General features: G+C 61.0%; 13 protein-coding genes. 5 read left to right on the forward strand and 8 right to left on the reverse strand.

Annotated features, from left to right (window positions below; all coding sequences use genetic code 11):
- Positions 1 to 289 precede the first annotated feature (289 nt).
- Positions 290 to 2,347: a DEAD/DEAH box helicase gene (locus ABWI03_RS31810; RefSeq protein ID WP_178377376.1), complete on the forward strand. Its 2,058-nt coding sequence runs from the start codon at positions 290 to 292 to the stop codon at positions 2,345 to 2,347.
- Between the two features lie 644 nt (positions 2,348 to 2,991).
- Here ABWI03_RS31810 and ABWI03_RS31815 read toward each other — a convergent pair.
- Entirely contained in the window at positions 2,992 to 7,941 is a 4,950-nt protein-coding gene (locus tag ABWI03_RS31815; protein ID WP_350834930.1) for a DEAD/DEAH box helicase, read from the reverse strand.
- Between the two features lie 273 nt (positions 7,942 to 8,214).
- Here ABWI03_RS31815 and ABWI03_RS31820 point away from each other — a divergent pair, with 273 nt between their 5' ends.
- The gene (locus ABWI03_RS31820; RefSeq protein ID WP_064114095.1) at positions 8,215 to 8,991 is read left to right on the forward strand and encodes a ParA family protein; all 777 of its coding nucleotides are present in this window, start codon (positions 8,215 to 8,217) and stop codon (positions 8,989 to 8,991) included.
- Between the two features lie 894 nt (positions 8,992 to 9,885).
- Here the strand turns inward: ABWI03_RS31820 and ABWI03_RS31825 are convergent.
- From ABWI03_RS31825 to ABWI03_RS31835, 3 genes are read right to left on the reverse strand one after another with little or no spacing between them, the layout of a single operon-like run.
- Positions 9,886 to 10,212: a hypothetical protein gene (locus ABWI03_RS31825; RefSeq protein ID WP_064114092.1), complete on the reverse strand. Its 327-nt coding sequence runs from the start codon at positions 10,210 to 10,212 to the stop codon at positions 9,886 to 9,888.
- The gene (locus ABWI03_RS31830) at positions 10,199 to 10,492 is read right to left on the reverse strand and encodes a sigma factor-like helix-turn-helix DNA-binding protein (RefSeq protein WP_064114091.1); all 294 of its coding nucleotides are present in this window, start codon (positions 10,490 to 10,492) and stop codon (positions 10,199 to 10,201) included. The genes ABWI03_RS31825 and ABWI03_RS31830 overlap by 14 nt, the downstream gene beginning before the upstream one ends.
- Positions 10,489 to 11,376, reverse strand: coding sequence for a replication initiation protein (locus ABWI03_RS31835; RefSeq protein ID WP_064114090.1), 888 nt, complete (start codon positions 11,374 to 11,376; stop codon positions 10,489 to 10,491). The genes ABWI03_RS31830 and ABWI03_RS31835 overlap by 4 nt, the downstream gene beginning before the upstream one ends.
- A 209-nt stretch (positions 11,377 to 11,585) precedes the next feature.
- On the opposite strand from ABWI03_RS31835, the gene ABWI03_RS31840 reads away from it, so the two are divergent.
- Positions 11,586 to 12,227: a hypothetical protein gene (locus ABWI03_RS31840; RefSeq protein WP_211919423.1), complete on the forward strand. Its 642-nt coding sequence runs from the start codon at positions 11,586 to 11,588 to the stop codon at positions 12,225 to 12,227.
- 124 nt (positions 12,228 to 12,351) lie between these two features.
- Here the strand turns inward: ABWI03_RS31840 and ABWI03_RS31845 are convergent, their stop codons facing one another.
- Together ABWI03_RS31845 and ABWI03_RS31850 are read right to left on the reverse strand one after the other, a co-directional pair.
- Positions 12,352 to 12,792, reverse strand: a complete 441-nt coding sequence (locus ABWI03_RS31845) for a hypothetical protein (protein WP_311052334.1) — start codon at positions 12,790 to 12,792, stop codon at positions 12,352 to 12,354.
- A gap of 485 nt (positions 12,793 to 13,277) precedes the next feature.
- Positions 13,278 to 13,541 carry a hypothetical protein gene (locus ABWI03_RS31850; RefSeq protein ID WP_143173142.1) on the reverse strand — a complete coding sequence of 88 codons (264 nt, stop codon included), beginning with the start codon at positions 13,539 to 13,541 and terminating at the stop codon, positions 13,278 to 13,280.
- A gap of 362 nt (positions 13,542 to 13,903) precedes the next feature.
- Between ABWI03_RS31850 and ABWI03_RS31855 the strand changes: the two genes are divergently transcribed.
- Positions 13,904 to 14,545 carry a DNA gyrase inhibitor YacG gene (locus ABWI03_RS31855; RefSeq protein WP_125053145.1) on the forward strand — a complete coding sequence of 214 codons (642 nt, stop codon included), beginning with the start codon at positions 13,904 to 13,906 and terminating at the stop codon, positions 14,543 to 14,545.
- A gap of 315 nt (positions 14,546 to 14,860) precedes the next feature.
- Positions 14,861 to 15,076 carry a hypothetical protein gene (locus ABWI03_RS31860; RefSeq protein WP_073513685.1) on the forward strand — a complete coding sequence of 72 codons (216 nt, stop codon included), beginning with the start codon at positions 14,861 to 14,863 and terminating at the stop codon, positions 15,074 to 15,076.
- Between the two features lie 135 nt (positions 15,077 to 15,211).
- Here ABWI03_RS31860 and ABWI03_RS31865 read toward each other — a convergent pair whose 3' ends face one another.
- Complete coding sequence (locus ABWI03_RS31865; RefSeq protein ID WP_081377650.1) at positions 15,212 to 15,838, reverse strand: TetR family transcriptional regulator; 627 nt, start codon at positions 15,836 to 15,838, stop codon at positions 15,212 to 15,214.
- Positions 15,839 to 16,251: 413 nt separating this feature from the next.
- The gene (locus tag ABWI03_RS31870) at positions 16,252 to 16,692 is read right to left on the reverse strand and encodes a helix-turn-helix domain-containing protein (protein WP_241199208.1); all 441 of its coding nucleotides are present in this window, start codon (positions 16,690 to 16,692) and stop codon (positions 16,252 to 16,254) included.
- Positions 16,693 to 17,046: the final 354 nt, after the last annotated feature.

Here is a 17,046-nt window from a genome sequence, read left to right on the forward strand (position 1 = left end):
GCGAGATCAGGAAGGATCGGGAAGTTTTCTATGTCAGCCGCAGGACTCTGCGTCGGACGTCGCGGCCAAACTAGAGATGCGGTCATCGCGATATCCGCGCCAATGTCTGCATTTCTGGCAAGGCTCCGCCCCATAGTTTCTCTGCCACTGCGCGAGCTTGTGACTGGTGCAAACCCGCTCCGCCTAGAAGCATTTTGGGTTGGATTCGACTCATTATTCTGAATGTTGTGAGCACTAATAGGTTATGAACAATGTTGTTAGACTTGTGCAATGTTGTATGGTTTTGCTTATGTCTGATGAAAATTTTCTGAAAGTTGCCGAAGCTGCTTCCTACGTGGGAGTTTCCGCGCAGACCCTTCGGCGCTGGGATCGTGATGGAACGCTGAGCGCGGTAAGGCGACCTGGAAGCAATTACCGCTATTACCGCCAAGCTGACCTTGAACCCTTTCGGCTGCAGTACCGACGCGCCGAGGAAGCCGCAGCGAGCGGGGCTGACAGCAGCGTCTTCGCGACAGCGAACGCTGATGTCGAAGCTAACGCATCCCTGCGGGAACCGCAGCGCGAAGCACACCGAGCGGTCCGGGAACATTTCTCGGCCGACAGGAGTCCTGCGATCGTGCAGATTCCGGTCGGCTGCGGAAAGACCGGCATCATGGCCACACTGCCTTTCGGCATAGCCCAAGGGCGAGTCTTGGTAATCACGCCAAACCTTACGATTCGAAAAGGCGTCGCCGACGCCGTCGATGTCACCAGTCCACAATGCTTCTGGACCAAGTTTCGGGTGCTGTCTGACTTCACGGCTGGCCCCTGGATGGCCGTGCTCGACGGACCGAATGCCAACCTCCACGACGCGATCGAAAGCGACTTCGTTGTCTGTAACATCCAGCAGTTGGCGAGTCAAGCCGACCGTTGGCTTCCCCAGTTCCCCGAAGATTTCTTTGACATGATTCTCGTCGACGAAGGTCACCACGCCGCCGCAGAGAGTTGGCAGAAAGTATTCCGTCGGTTTCCCAATGCGAAGGTCGTCAGTCTGACGGCGACACCGTTCCGCTCTGATCAGCAGCAACTCCACGGCGAGATCGTTTACCGTTACCCGTTCACTCGAGCGATGGTCAACGGCTACATCAAGCAGATCCACTCCCGCAACGTCGCGCCGTCGGAAATCTACTTTAACTACTCCGACGATAACCGCCGCCATACTCTCGAAGAAGTCCTTGAGCTGCGAGAAGAGGCGTGGTTCCGCCGTGGCGTTGCGCTTAGCCCCGAATGTAACCGTCACATCGTCGAGACCAGCATCCAGCAATGCGAGCGCATGCGGGCACAAACAGGTATCCAGCATCAAATCATCGCCGCGGCATGCTCAGTCGACCACGCCCGACAAGTTGCCAGCATTTACAACGAGTGCAACTACCGGGCCGCTGAGATTCACTCGGGGATGGACCCCGACAGCCAAGACGCCGTCATCGAACGGCTGCGGCGAGGCCAACTTGACTGCATCGTGCAGGTTCAAATGCTGGGCGAAGGCTTCGATCATCCACGACTTAGCGTCGCAGCCATTTTCAGACCCTTCCGCAGTCTTGCCCCGTACATTCAGTTCGTCGGCCGAGTCATGCGCGTAGTCCAGGAGTCCGCTCCCGAGCATCCTGACAATCAAGGCCACATAGTTTCGCACGTCGGGCTGAACAACGACGCTCGTTGGTCTGAGTTTCGAGAGCTTGACCTTGATGATCAAGCACTCGTTCACTCTTGGGTTGACGGACAGACTGACAACGATGCGGAGGGCGAAAACAGCGGTCCACGCGCCCGCCGGTTCGATGGTGGAATGCTGGTCGACAGCGAGATTCTGACTCGCTTCGTTGAACAGACCTATCTCGACCCCTCCGATGACCGAGTGCTGGACGAGATGCTCGACAAGGACATTGCGCCCGGGCTGAAGTTGGGTGACCTGGTCAGCCGAGACCAGCTCCGTGAACGCCTACTCGCGCAACAGGCAGCTGCAGAAGTGCAAGTTCCGCAATCGATCCCGGTCTCGCCGCAGCGTGCCCGCCAGTCAGCCAAGACCCGTGTCAACGAGCGCACAAAATCAGTTGCCAACCGTGTACTGGCAGATCTGAAGCTGCCACCTCGCGGTCACCAGCTCATGGTCGTGAGTCCGGGTCCGCGACAGCACAATTCCGTCATCGCGATTCGTCGTGTCGCTGCTGCTATCAATCAGGAAATTGGTATGCCCAACGGGACACGCGGTGAATGGTCACACGAACAGATGACCAGCATCTTCGATCGCCTGGACGAAATCGCTGATTCAGTTCGGGATTCACTGAGAATCCAACTCGATCAACGTAACTGAGCCGCAGCGAATAAGCAGATAGGAGTTGAAATGCCCGTCAAATCAGTCCTGCGACACATCCGAGTTGAAACGCCCCGAACAAACCATCAACGTAAATGCGCAGCGCACCGGACTGGCAAGCAGGCGCATTACATACTTGCCGGTGATACCCACCTCGTCATTGTTGAGGACGGCAAGGAGATCAGGTACTGCCCGGGCGCGGCCACTGAGATTCTCGACCGCGCCCGAATAGATCTGGAACTTCTCCGAAAACAACTCAGCGCGCTGGAGTAAGTCGCGTTAACGTATTGACACTCCGCGCTGGGCCGTCGATACCTACCTGGCCGCCCACCAGGATCACCCTCAGACGTGCCACCGTCACCGCGCAGCGCAATACCGGCCGTTCTGGTGTCCTAAATCTGGGTATCTGTTTGCACGAGTGCCGCACCGAGTCTGATCCGCTCGTGCAGCGGAAGGTCAAAGCACAGGCGCCGATAGTGAAAGCGCTGAAGTGCCTTCTAGATCGGTCCGATCCGCGAGATACCGGACCGATCTGAAATTCTCGAGAAAGTACTGATAAAGACCTATTTCTAACAATCTAGATTGTTAGAGACAACGGCTACCGGAGATCGGCACTCGCCTGTTACTGATCTTTCGGCTTCTCCTTATTCGAGCGAGTCGACTACCTTCATGGTCTCGACTGCCACGGTGGTGACACGCTTGATCAGGTCGACGATGTAGGCGGGGTCGTCGTGTTCGTCGCACCAGTCGTTGGGGTCGTTGACGATCCCGGAGGCTTTATCGGTCTTGGCTTGGTAGCGGTCGATGATCCACGCCAGCGCTGAACGCGAGCCGAGCATGTACCGCTCAGCCTCTTCCGGAATCCCTGAGATGGTGACCTTCGGGTTGTAGACGAGCGTGGTGCGGTCGTCTACATTCTTGCCGGTCTCGGGGTCTTTCTTCTTGCCCCACTTCATCTTCGAGACCCGCCACGTCTCACGGTCTTCGGCCGATGAGCCCGTCTTGAGTTGTACGTCAAGGGGATACGGATCGACGCTCTCGTAGCCGACGTGCAGATCTGCCAGGCGACGACCGGCGGAGAGCAACTGCTCGAACCGCTCTCGGGACTCGGGTGTCGGAATGTGCGGGAGCATCTTCTTCAGATCTGACGCGTAAGCCTGGCGATACGCCGGATCGTGCAGCAGGCCGTAGGCATAGAAAAAGATGTCGTCCTTGGTGACCTGGTTGCCAAACGCGTCCCGATAGAGCGCGAGGATTCCGTCAGTGATGTTGTCGATACGGCGGTATCCGTGCTCGTCGACCTGGAGTGTGTCGGAGGAAGCGAGATCGAGCTCGCAGTCCGGAGATTCGTACTTCTCGTAGGTCCAGCGGGGATAGAAGTTGACTGCGCTGATCCCGGCGGCACCGAGGTCCGGTATTGAATCAGTCATGAGGCACATGAACTGCGGAGCAAGGTTTCCTGGATTCGGGATGTAGATTCCGATGTTCCTGTGTTGCGGAGTCGGAAACATCCGGGGCAGCTTGCCTCGCCGATCGTTGAGATCGTCGTCGAAGTACGCGTACTGCTTGCAGAAGGGCCGATAGACGCTAACTCGGCGATGTTCGGACTGATACTGGAGGCGCCGGCCACGCTCAACTTTCGGAATCAACCCTGACGACCAGCTAATTCGCTTGTCGTTGTAGGACACAGTGTCCTTGGCGCCAGACTGAGAGCCGCTCTTCACCGCTTCTTCATAGGCGTCAACCTGCTCGTTGTAGAAGTCGACCGTGCCCTTGATTTTCTCTCCAAGGGCTTCGCGCGAAAATGCGTAAACCCAGGCATCCCTGTTGGTCTTCAATCCACCAGAGTAATCAGCGAAGAAAGTTGTCTCGATTCCCGCGGTCTTCTTGACTGCTATTGGTGTATATGCGCCGAATGCTGCGTTCCTTTGATCGACCCAGTCCCCTTCAGGATTTGGGTTGATACTGGCCCAGTCAATTGTGCTGAGGCTTGCTCCGCCAACAATCGCCAGCTTCTCCTCGCGACTCAGGTAGTCACCGATGTCGCGGTAGTGGATACGGCACGGTCCACTGTGAGAAGGATCCTTCACCGCAATGAGAACCGCAATCGTGGCCTGTGAGCCTTCGCCGAATACCTTGCCTCCCTCCTTTTTCCAGTCGCCGCGCTGGTTTCCTCTCAAGTTGTAGAGGTAGATAGTCGAGTACTCGTCGGCCAGTGACAAGCGAATTCCGTCGGCGGTGTTTCCGTTGATCCACCCTCCATTTGTCACATAGGCGACTACGCCGGAGTCACCGATACGGTCCGTCGCCCACCGGATCGCCCTAATGTACGAGTCGTACAGCTTGCTCTTCAATGTCGCAGTCGACTTCGCCGCGTACGAACTCTGGATGGCGCGGTCGAGCGTGGGATAGGCGCGATTCGCATTGTTTTCGCTGGCATTCGATTGCCCAGCGGAGTACGGCGGGTTTCCGATCACGACGTTGATCGGGGTGGCGTTCTGGCGGATGATGCGATCGTTGTTCTGCGGGAACATCTCGGAGTCGAGGCTGTCACCGTTTTCGGTGATCTGAAAGGTATCGGCGAGGACGATACCCTCGAACGGCATGTATGTTGCGTCGCCGCCCTGATCGACGAGCGCGTGGTACGTGGTTTCGATGTTCACAGCCGCCACATAGTAGGCGAGGAGCGTGATCTCGTTGGCGTGCAACTCGTTCGTGTACTTACGCGCCAAATCTTCGGGGTTGATCAGCCCGGACTGCAGCAACCGCGTCATGAACGTACCGGTTCCCGTGAACGGGTCCAGGACATGCACGTCTTCGTCGGTCAGACCACGCCCGAACGAATCCCGCAAGGCTGCGTCGGCGGCGCGGAGGATGAAGTCGACGATCTCCACCGGCGTGTAGACGATGCCGAGGGCGTCGGACTGCTTCTTGAACCCGATCTTGAAGAATCGCTCATACAGTTCTGCGATGACTTTCTGCTTGCCTTCGGCGCTGGTCACCTCGGTCGCGCGGACGCGGACGGAGGCGTAGAAGCCGTCGAGGCCGGCGGTTTCCGCTTCTAGCCCGGTGTCGTCGAGGGTATCGACCATCGACTGCATCACCCGCGAGACGGGGTTATGGGAGGCGAAGTCGTGCTCTGCGAACAAGGCATCGAATACCGGTTTGGTGATCAGATGCTGCGAAAGCATGCTGATCGCGTCGTCGCGGCTGATCGAATCGTTGAGGTTGTCGCGCAGTCCGGTGAGGAACCGCTCGAACTCCTCGGCGACTGAGGTGTCGGCGCCGGCGAGGAGGGCGTTGATGCGGGTGATCTGCGCGGCGGCGATGTCGGAGACGTCGCCGGCCCAGTCTTCCCAGTAGGCGCGGGTGCCGACCTTGTCGACGATCTTCGCGTAGATCGCTTCCTGCCATTCGGAGAGGGAGAACAACGCCATCTGCGTTGCCATCCCCCCACCGGAGTCTCCGGTGGGGGTGGCACCTTCGGCAGAATCTGCACTGGTGGAAGCGACGTCAGCACTGCTTCCACTGCTACGGCTGCCGTTGTCGAAGCTCTCGCCGACCTCGACGAGGGGTCCGATGCGCCCACCGAGTAGGCGATCGTTGCCCTTACCGTCCTTCTTGTCCGAGGTGGCGTTCAATGCGATGGAGTTGACCATCGCATTGAACCGATCATCATGCGCGCGAAGCGCATTGAGTACCTGCCAGACGACCTTGAACCGGGTGTTGTTCGACAACGCCTCGGACGGGCTGACACCGGCCGGAACCGCAACGGGCAAGATGATGTAGCCGTAATCCTTGCCGTCGGATTTGCGCATCACCCGGCCCACGGACTGCACCACATCGACCTGAGAGTTGCGGGGGTGCAGGAACATCACCGCATCCAACGCCGGTACGTCGACTCCTTCGGAGAGGCAGCGGGCGTTGGTCAGGATCCGGGCTTCCCCCTCTGGCAGGGGGGCTTTGAGCCAGGAGAGTTGCTCGTTGCGTTGTAGCGCATTGAACGTGCCGTCCACATGGTGCACCGAACACGTCAAGTCCAGGTTGGTGGAATCGACAGTGCGCCCGTCATTTTCGCTGCCCTCGAGTAGATCGCGGTAGGCATCGACAACAGTGGGGAACACTTCGGCGACCTGCTTGGACGCGGCGATGTCCTTCGCGAACGCGACCGCGCGGCGCATCGGCGCCGCACCCGGTGCGAAGCCTGTTCCTTCGGGGGTTTCGCCAGCACGCTTGGCCAGTGCATTCCAGCAGCCGATGATCTTCGACGCGTCGTCGAGCCGTAGTTCGCTGTGCACCCCGGCAAGCTGATCCTGCAGCGGCGCTGCCACCAGGGATTCGTCGACGGTCAGCACGATCACTTTGTAATCGGTGAGCAGACCTCGCTCGACGGCCTCACCGAATGAGAGTCGGTGGAACTCGGGACCGTAAACGGTTTCGTCGTCCATCGAGGTGAGCTCGGCGGAATGCTCTTCCGCCTTCTCTTTGACGTCGTCCACGAATATCTTCGGTGTCGCCGTCATGTACAGCCGGCGGGCGGCGTTGAGGAAGTCGGCGTCGTGGACGCGGACGAAGTTCGAATCGTCCTCACCGAACAGCGTGACGCCGGTGGTGCGGTGCGCTTCGTCGCAGATCACCAGATCGAACGGATCCACCCCCAGCTCTTGTGCTTTCGCGACGGTGGGCAGGGACTGGTACGTGGTGAACACCACAGTCAAACCTTTGGCGCGCTTACGGTGCGCCATCTCCGCAGCCAACTTCACCGGATCGGTGGTGACGGGGATCGCGACGTCGTGGATGTTGACGTCTTCGGCCGAGCGGGACACTTTGGTGTCCGAGCACACCGCGAACGCCCGCAGATCCAACTGCGTTTGCGCGGTCCACTCCCGCAGAGTTTGCGAGAGCAGCGAGATCGACGGCACCGCAAACAGAATCCGGGCGTTGCCGCCGTTCTCCAACGCTGCACGTTCGGCAATCTTGAGGGCGGTGAAGGTTTTACCGGTACCGCAGGCCATGATCAGTTTGCCGCGGTCGTTTCCGGCCTCGAAGCCTGCGAAGACGGCGTCGATGGCGGACTGTTGATGCAGGCGGGGTTCGTGACGTTTCGCTTCGGCCAGGTTGACCTGCAGCTCGCCCTGCGGCCAGGCGATGTCCCAGTCGATCGGCGATTCCGCGATCTCGGCCAGCCCGATCCGCTGCACGGGGATTGACTGCCCCTCGAGGGCGTCTTCGGCGTTCTTGCCCCAGCGGTCGGTGGTGGAGATGATGACCCGGTTGGAGAACGGCGTTTTTCCGGATGCGGTGAAGAAGGAGTCGATGTCGCCTTTGGCAAGGGTGTGGGTGGGTTCGTAGAACTTGCACTGAATCGCGGTGAATTCGCCGGTGTCGCGTTCACGGGCGACGAGGTCGATACCGGTGTCGGGCTTGCCCTTGCGGCCCGGCCAGTCGGTCCACCGCCACACCTTCTCGTACTGCTGCGAGAGCAGTGGGTCGAGTTCGAAGTACCGGACCATCAACTGCTCGAACTTCGTGCCCCGCTCCGAATTCGACGGTGCCTGCCGAAACGCCTCGATGACCTCGTGCACTGAACCCATGAACCCAATCCCTCCGCGACAACAAACGTGCTCGGATCATCCTTGCCCACCCCTCAGTCGAGGAACAGCGCAGGTGCTATTTCTTTTCGCACCTAGGAGACGGCGTACGAATCACTAGGTCTCGTAAGGACGGGTGTGAGAGGCAGCGCTCGACGACTACTTGTCCGCGCGACTGAAACGAGTGAGGTTTCTACGGAGACTGTTGGGGATTGGTCGTTCGACACGCATGCTAGATAGCTATTTCTAACAATTTAGATTGTTAGAGTATTGGTTATGACTGTGGTTGCTGTTGTTAATCAGAAGGGTGGGTCTAGCAAGACCACCACCGTGCTCGGGCTTGCCTCAGCAGCGAGCGCCCGCGGGATCGAAACTCTGGTGATCGATCTCGACCCGCAGTGCAACGCGTCAGAGGCGCTCGGTATCGAGTACCCGCTCGCAGGCAAGACCGCCGCGAATTTACTCGCTCAGGAGCTTCGCGGTAGCGCAGCCGATGCGGTGCACACCTCGACGTGGGACCACGTCAGCGTGATCCCCTCGGATCTGGATCTGGCCGACTTGGACGCGGTCTCCGGGCTTGGAGTCGAACAGCGTCTGCGAGCAGCGCTCGACTCCGACGATCTTCGCCAGCGATACCCACTGGTGCTGATCGACTGCCCTCCCAGCGTCGGCAAACTTGTTTCCAATGCTCTCATCGCCGCCGACACTGCACTGATCGCGACTGAACCATCGTTCATGGCTAGCCGTGGAGTGTCGAAGATTCTGGACGCGATAGAGACGATTACCCGCTACTACAACCCCGGCCTCACCGTCTCCGGTGTCCTGCTCGGCAGGGTTCCGGCGCAGGGTCGAGAAGCTACGCATCGGGCCAGCGAAATTCGGGAGGCGTTGGGAGAGATGGTGTTGCCGATGGTGGTCCCCCAACGTGCTGCGGTCGCCGAAGCTACTGGTGACCATCTCCCGGTGCACAGCGTCCGTCCAGCAGTTCATGAGGTGACAGTTGCATTCGACGCGGCTCTGGACCGAGTGCTCTCTACGGTGACCGTCGCATGAGTACCGCCAAGAAGAAGCCATCCGCGTTCGCAACACCACGAGTCACCGAGACCGCTAGACCCCACCCATTTACTCCGCAACTCGCTCGGGAGGTTGCGGCGGCGCCGCCCACACTTCCAAAGGACGCCACGGTGACCGCTTTCGCGACCCGGCTTCCGCCTGATCTGCAGCGAATGGTCAAAACCGCCTGCGCACAGCGAGGGATCCGCATGCAGGACGCTGTGTACGAGGCGCTTTGGCAGTGGCTCAACAACCAAGAAACGCAAGTACAATCATCGTTTCTAACAAAATAACTTTCTAGAGTTTCTTGGTGTAGCCCATACCACGAAGGCGAAGGCACGCAGGTTAGTTTGGTGATCAGTTGGAACTCGCGGTGCACTCGTCTTGAGTAGGCCACCACGTATCAGGGTCTTCTTCTTGTAGCGAGGTAATGATCTACCCGGACCACCTACCTGCGCTGCGGCGTGGCTGGATCGTGGTCGCTAGTTATCGTGAGCTCCCATGTTTCTGCAGGGAGTAGCCGGGTTGCCTCTTTGATAAAGAATTCCCGGTCGTCGGGCTGCGTGAACCGGAAGGTGGCGTGCTTACGAGCTGCCAGCCAGTGATTGACTTTGGTGCCTCCCCAGGCGATCTGTGGGTAGGTTCCTGATTCGCAGTACTGAGCGAGTCCTCTCAGCATGCTCAGGACAGCTTCATCCGTCACCTTCAAGGTGGCGCTGTGCTTGCAGGCTGCGTAGTTAGTGGGGGGCATCTTTCCTCGTCCTTGGTTGAACGGATATTTTGCAGGTTGCAGATTGTTTCTAACAATAAAGCTTTCTAGAAATTTTGAGTTTTGGAGTATTCGATGCCTGGACCAGGATGCAAGCCAGTTTGCTCTCAGTCCTAAGTACAGTCCTACGTAGTGGGGTTAAGAGGATTATCGAACTGTCCGAGCATCCAGTACCGGGCGTTCTGGATCTGCTCGTCGGTGACATCGGCTTCGGAGCTGAGACCATGCAGAGCCGCGGTGATCTCCACGAGAAGGCTGTAGACGTCGCGGGTCTCGGCTTGAGCCATCATCTCGTCTTCTGGGTGTTCGGCGAGTTCACGGTCGAGGAAATTCAGCGCGTAATGAATAGTGCGGATCAGTGCACTCGGATACTGCATCGGCACGGTAGACGCAGCGCGCAAGTGAGCAGGGTTCGGCTGCCACGGGGGACCGCTCAGGTCAGCAGGCGTCACGGACCGGGTTTTCCTTCTCTTCGATTTTGCGGGCGTCATGCAGTATCCGCCCGACGGCTCCGATGGTGATGTCCATTTCCTCGGCGATGTCCCGGTATTTCATGCCTTGGTTTCGTAGTGACACCACGCGGTCACGGCGGACCTTGGCGCGCTCGAGGAACTCATCCCGTGGTTCGGCGATGAGGCGTCGAGCGGTTCGCTCGGAAGACCCCAGGCGTTCCGCGAGTTCTCGTGCAGTGATGGTTCGACGTTGCTTGGCTCGTGCTCCACCTTGGCTCATAGCGCGTACTCCATTGCTGTGGCGAGATCGAACTTCGTGGCTCGTTTCCGGTTTGCTTCGATCTTTGCAGGTGTCATGACCTTGCCACCTTTACGTCCGAGGTGAGCTTGGCGTGCGCGGTAGGCGGCTTCGTCGAAGTTGCGCCAGATCCATTTACCGATGGAGTACGCGGTCGCCCGAACCTCGACGAAGGGCAGGGGATCGGCGAACTCGGTGTTGACGGCGTGGCAGTGCTGCAGGACAAGACGTAGCCACTGATCGGCGGTGCCGTTCCGGTGATGCCACCACTGGGGGTAGGCCCATTTGCGGGCGGTGTCGAACATGGTGACGTTGCGGCCGAGGCCGGCCGCGCGATCGGGGCGGCGGGGTGCCTGGCGGGGGGTGTGGATGGTGGCCAGTTGCCGCAGCGTGTACGGAGTGGACGGTCCGTAGATGGTTTCCCAGTCGGGGTGAATGGGGTTTTTGGTGAGTTGCCCGCCGTAGGCGAAGTCGCCGCCGACGGAGACCTTGAGCCCGGTCTCGATGCGGTGCGCGTAACGAATGGGGGTCAAGCGGGCGGAGTCGGTGCGGCAGACGTGGTTGGGTCCGAGCCACCAGCCGAGGTGCGCGCGTCCGGAGGGGGACTGGGCGACCCAGTTCGGGGCGGGATGGTCCGAGGGTTTCTCGAAGGCTCGCATCGCCGCATCTGGATGGTCGCAGTCGATGACGATCGAGCCGAGCAGTGCGTGGGGGGAGTGCTCGACGTAACGCATCGTCAGGGCGTCGTCGCGGTGCATCCGGTACTGGCCACGCTCGAGGTAGTTCGTCGCGTAGGGGCGGTGTGGGAGGAGTACCTCGTCAGCCCACTGCGTGTCATTGAGTAACAGTGCCCCCGAGGTGTCCATGGGGACAGCGTGCCGCATCACGATCACTATTCAGGTCGGACACGCCGAGCCATATAGAAAATTATTCGGGTGGGACGTGCCAAGCCATATCAGGTATCCCGGCCCCCCACCCAAAATCCGCGCGCTTGGCCTCCTGCTGGAAAGCTACGTCTACGGAATTTCCCTGACCGGGTCTGGAGAGCATCCGTCTATCGAAGTGGAGCTGCTGAATGTTCGATCTTGCACCGTACGTGGAGTCGTGGATGGAACGACTCGGTAAAGAGCGGCCTCTGTTCCACTCGGAGAGCGACTTCCAGCTTGCGCTGGCAACGGTGATGGCGGATGAGGTGGAGCAGGTTCGGTTGGAGAAGAAGGTGGCCGTCAGTGAGCGGGTGGGCGGACGGTCTCGGCTGGCGGTCGATGTGCTCGGGCGGCTCGGTGGTCGTCGTATCGCGTTGGAGCTGAAGTACCCGAAGAAGCGTCTGCTGGCGGACGTCGACGGTGAGGTGTTCGAGCTTTCTTCTTCGGGGGCGCCGGATCTCGATACGGCGGCAACCTGGCGGGACGCTCAACGCGTCGAACGGCTCATTCTCGACGGAAGTGTCGAGGCCGGGGCTTCTCTGACGTTGACGAACTACCCGTTTTGGAGTGAGCGGAATTCCACGGTGCGCTCGCAGGCGCACGAGTTCCGGTTGTGGGAGGGCCGTCGTGTCGAACCCGGATCGTTGCAGTGGCAGCTCAAGAACGACCGGGTCGGGGAGAGCTTGGGGTTCGAATCGGGGTATCGGTGTTCGTGGCGGGACTACGGCGGTACGCAGTCCTTCGGACTCAGGTATCTGCTTCTGCAACCTTCACTGCGGCGGCAGACGTAGGGAGGGGTGATCAGCGATCTGCACGGACACTGATCGACCCGGTCAATCCGGTGGTCTCGTTTCGCATCGTCACGTGGAGGCATCGCCACAGCGGGGTGGGTGGAAAGTTTTTCGGTGTCGGGTGTCAGTGCCGACTTTTTCCGGTGCTGCGCTGCAGTGCCCGCCGCTGTTGACGAGACAAGGCAGCGGCGGCTCCGTTTTTCGGTGTCGCCTCGGCCGCCGGCGCACGGGTGCGCCGGATGTAATCGGCCAGGAGCGGTGCGAGTTCGACGGCGGCGTCGTGCATGGGGCCGGGGAGTTGACGGTCGATGCTGCGGGGGCCGAGGTTGGCGGTGACCACACGCAGGACGCGGGCGATCAGTTCGGGGGAGTGGGTGACGTGCAGGAGCGCGTCGGCGGGGTCGAACGTCTCGGATGCGGCGCCGGGTCTTTCGGTCGGCTGCACGGGTGGGGCCGAGGGTGCGACGGTCTCCGTCTGCCGGATCACGCGCATTCCGACGACGCCGGCGCGGGCTGCTTTGCGGGCGTTGTGCGCATCGCGTCGGCATTGATCCGAGCACCACACCCGCGGCCGTCCTCGTGTCGGTGGGCTGATCGCGCGGTGACACCACGGGCAGATTCCCCGTGCGCCGCCCTCCTCGAGCAGAGCACCTCGAGCAGAGCAAGATATTGCAAAACCCCGTGGTTTTGGATTCCGCCCGTGCGGTCGGGTGCGCGAGCGGTCGCGCCGAACTCCGCGGGGGAGGCAACGGAGCAAGATAGAAACTTAGGTGCCCTAAGTCGGCTACCGCGGCCTGCCGGCCGCGTCCCGGTGTCCGGGGCGCTGCGCTGGGCAACGAGAAACCGACACCTCGATAACCGTCGACCAGAGAGCTGGCTACGGTCGCTCACGCGCAGAGCAGCTCGACAGAATCTGCCGGTGAATCGGTCACGCGTCGTTTCCGGCATCACATCCGCGCCCGCCCAGCGCGGGGTTTCTGTTGCGAAGCCGCGAGACGCTCCGGCGTGCTCGTGCCGGTGTTCTTCGATTGGGGCCGCCGAGGGTCTCGGCTATGTGCCGGTCTCGATCCAGCAGATGGCGATGTCGGGCGGTGCCGGCTTCCCGATCACCTCGAGGTAGTCGAGGACCATCGCGCGGGCGCGGTCGAGATCGCGGGTTCGGTAGGTCTGGGTCGGGGTGCTGTATCCCTCGATGTGGAGCACCAACCCCGGCGCCCGGGTGCCGGCGCGCCACCACAGTCGGCGCGATTCCCATCGACTGACTTTCACCCGAATTTCTTGCACGCCTTCGAGCATCGCAGCACCTGCCGACAACGACCTACTCCCTGAAAGGGTCCATGGCAACGCGCGTCGCTGTCCGTGACGACCTCACCCAGATATTTCAGACACACCTCTTGCTGAATTTCAGACTGCGGGGGCGTACTTTCGTGCGACGAAATGTTTTTCAGGCGGCGGACGCCGTTCCGGACCTCGGCACCAGGCGATGAACCTGCCGGGCTCGGGTGCCGTTCCCGGCTTACCTCCCCAGTTCTCGACGCCTTCTCATCGCCCGCGCTGCTCTCCTGGCCGTGCTCGCTCGTCACGCGCTTCTGCCCACATCTACCGATCTCTACCGATCTCTACCGCCCTCTATCCCGAAGGGTTCTTTCTCGCTCGCCCCAGGTGCCACACACCTCTTGCATTCAGGTGACGAGACTGACAATGTTTTCGGGCGACGAAATGTTTATGCTGACGAAATGGACCCGAACCTGTGCCCACGCTGCGGTAACTCGGTCACCGTCAAGCCACGTGGCCGGCCGGCCCGGTGGTGTTCGGATCGTTGCCGCAAACTCGCCTCCGAGGAGCGTCGCGCCGGCGAACGCGGCGCGATCGGGTTGCAGATCCGCGACCACACGCGGGTGGTGGAGAAACCGGTTCCGGAGCGGATGAGCGCGACCGTCGCGGCGGCCCGCGCGGCCGAGGACATCGACGCGGCACTGTCGGTGCTCAGCGCTCTGCAACGCAGGCTCGTTGCCGACGAGGTCGCCCTCACCGACCTCGACCGGCTGTACCGGGGTATCAACGATCTGCGGGCGACGTTCCGCCGAACCGTCCCCCCGCATGCCGTGGGCCTCATCAGTTACCGGACCGAAAGCCCCGCTGCGCCGGACCCGAAGACGGCGGTGCCCATCGTGCTGGGTAGTCCCCGCGCCTGCGCGGAAGTGATCGCCGCACTCACCGAGCGCGTGCGTACCGGCGACCTCGCCCACGACCCCCGGCACGACCGGACCCGGCGCGCTGTGGCAGACCTCATCCGTACCGCGCACGTCCGCCGATAGTTGCGCTGTGTGGGTGAGATGCACCGATCCGTTCACGACAAGGGTCGACGGGTAGGTGCGGCGTGGGCCGAACGAAATCATGTCGTCGACGTCCATGTCGCCGGCGCGGCGGAGGCTTGAAGCCGGCCGTTCCGGGCATTGATCCGCCAGGGTGGTACCGCTTCAGGCCCGCGCGGAGTCCACGAAAATGGTGTGGAATCAGCACTCGACGATGGCAGGCTCGCTGTCGTTCCCTCCACCGATGTACTGATGGTGATGGGATGGAGCCACCGTCGATGACGGTGGACTGGATCAGGGAGCGAGAGGAGAGCGGTAGTGGCGGCACAGCGAGGTGTGACCGAGGCGCAGGCGGATTCGGAGCTCGCCGCGCTCACCCCGATCATGGCGGTGGAGGGCCGCACGATGGACGAGCACAGCCAACAACTGCTCATGCAGCTGCTGCAGGAGAGCATCAGCCTGTGCGATGCCCTCGATGCGATCATCCGGCGACGATCCGATATCGCCTCGAGCGCACCCCCACCCGCCGACTGAGACCGCCCGGGGGAAGCCGGGTGTGCCCGTCCTTTCCGATGCCCTCGACGCTGTCCGATGCGGTGCAGCACGCGGTGGGGGTTTGCCGACCCGGCGCGGTTCGCGTCTTCGCCGGAGGTGTTGCCGGTCTCGATGTCAGATGTGGTTGGTCGCGATGGACGAGAAGTGCGCTGCGATGGCATCGTCGATTCGGGTCGACAGGCTGACCTCGTCGCAGTCCGCGGGAATCGCTTGTGTGGCGCCGATTGTTCCCGCCCACAGGTTCCAGGCGAGTCGATGTACCGCCGGGGTTTCACGGACGTCGCCGGCCTCGATGGCGCGTGCGACGAGGTCGTCGGTGTTCTCTACCCACCGCAGGTAGGTCTGGTGCGAGCCCTCGATCGAGGGTTCGAGGCTGAGTTTCATTCCGGCCCGGAGGATCTGGTTCGCGTCGAGGCGGCGGGCGAGTATCCGAAAGATCATCTCCACCTGCGCCAGGGCGGTAGATCGGGTCGCTTTGGCATCTGCGAAAGCGTGGTGCACCGCGCGGGACCATTCTTCGATGAGGTTTTGCGCCATCGATTCTTTGGATGCGAAATGGAAGTACATTCCACCTTTGGTGGTTTCGGCGTCGGCGATGACGGTGTTGACGTTGGCGAGTGTGTAGCCTTCGGCGTCGAATCGTGCGGCTGCCGCGGCGAGGAGTTTTCCTCGCGTTCGTTCGGCTCGAGGTTGCAAGGGTTTACGGTCGGCGACGACGTACGTCCCGTTGCGCTCGGTCATCTCACCAGTCCAATCAGGGTCGCTCGGTCTCGGGCGGTGCGAGGACCACCGCTCCGCAGAATTTCGTACAGCTCATTCCGAACGCCCGAGGGCACGACCGTGCGCGGCCCCGTACTCGCCATGCCCATCAGTGAACTCCCTTTTCCCGATCGTGGGCGGCAAAGCCGTCACATCTTTGTCGAGATCAATAGTGCCGAACAATCGAGGACCGTCACGGCCACAAGCTCACAAATCCCGATCGAGCGAGAGCAGCAGCCTCCGATGTAGCCGACCCCAAGTGTGGCGGCACCGAGAAACCCGACCCGACAGCGACCGACGAAACAGGAGCTTGGGCGTATCGGAATCGACCCAAATGGGTGGCGCCAGTCCCAGGACCCGCGCGAGGTTTCGGTATCGGTGGTCGTGTGTGAATCTCAGACTCGCCTTCGGCCGGACGTCAGATTTTTTTGGTGGCACCCGTCGCCCGCAGTGATTGCCGGACACTTCTCTGCGCGCCGCAAACGTTCGGCCATGTCGAGGACCAGCCCTGCGGACGATTCGGAAAGACCGTCCACGCAGGACAACAAGCGCCGCAGCGGCCCCTGTTCGAGCCGGTCGATGACGGCCGACGCGTCCGTGGACTCGCTGCCGGCCGGCCGAAAAAAGTAGTCGTGATCGACTCCGAAGTAATCCGCAAGCACGGCAACGACATCCGGAGAAGGGCTCGTCCGCAGACCTCGGCGTAACTGAGACAAGTAGGGCCGCGACATACGCCAGCCGCCGGCTGTCAGATCGTCTGCCACCTCTGCTTGGGTGACGGGGTGACCGAGTCGCGGTGAATCCTCGAACAACATATTCAACCGGTCAGCGAACATACGATTCCTCACGTCGAAAAGGCCGAAAACAGTACCGAGCGGAAAACGAGAACCAGGGGCCGACCGCCGCTCGGCACGCCGGGCACGCCGTGTCCGAACGGTTCCACCATGCGGGCACAGAATGCGAATTTCCCTCGACTTATCGCTGCGGTTGCGCACAATGCCCTGAACAGCCGACTCTCCCCTTCCCCATACCGACGGGCCGTCGGCCGATGCCGGCTCCCCAGCCGCTGAACCTTGGGACTGTATCGGATGAGATGGGTCTGTCCAGAAAACGGTGTAATTGATTGATTTCTAACTACTTTCGTCCGGCAGACAGCCGTCCGTCGAACGTTATCTCGAAGGCATTCAGTG

Origin of the sequence: Rhodococcus baikonurensis (assembly GCF_040489275.1) — a bacterium.
GTDB lineage: Bacteria > Actinomycetota > Actinomycetes > Mycobacteriales > Mycobacteriaceae > Rhodococcus_F > Rhodococcus_F baikonurensis.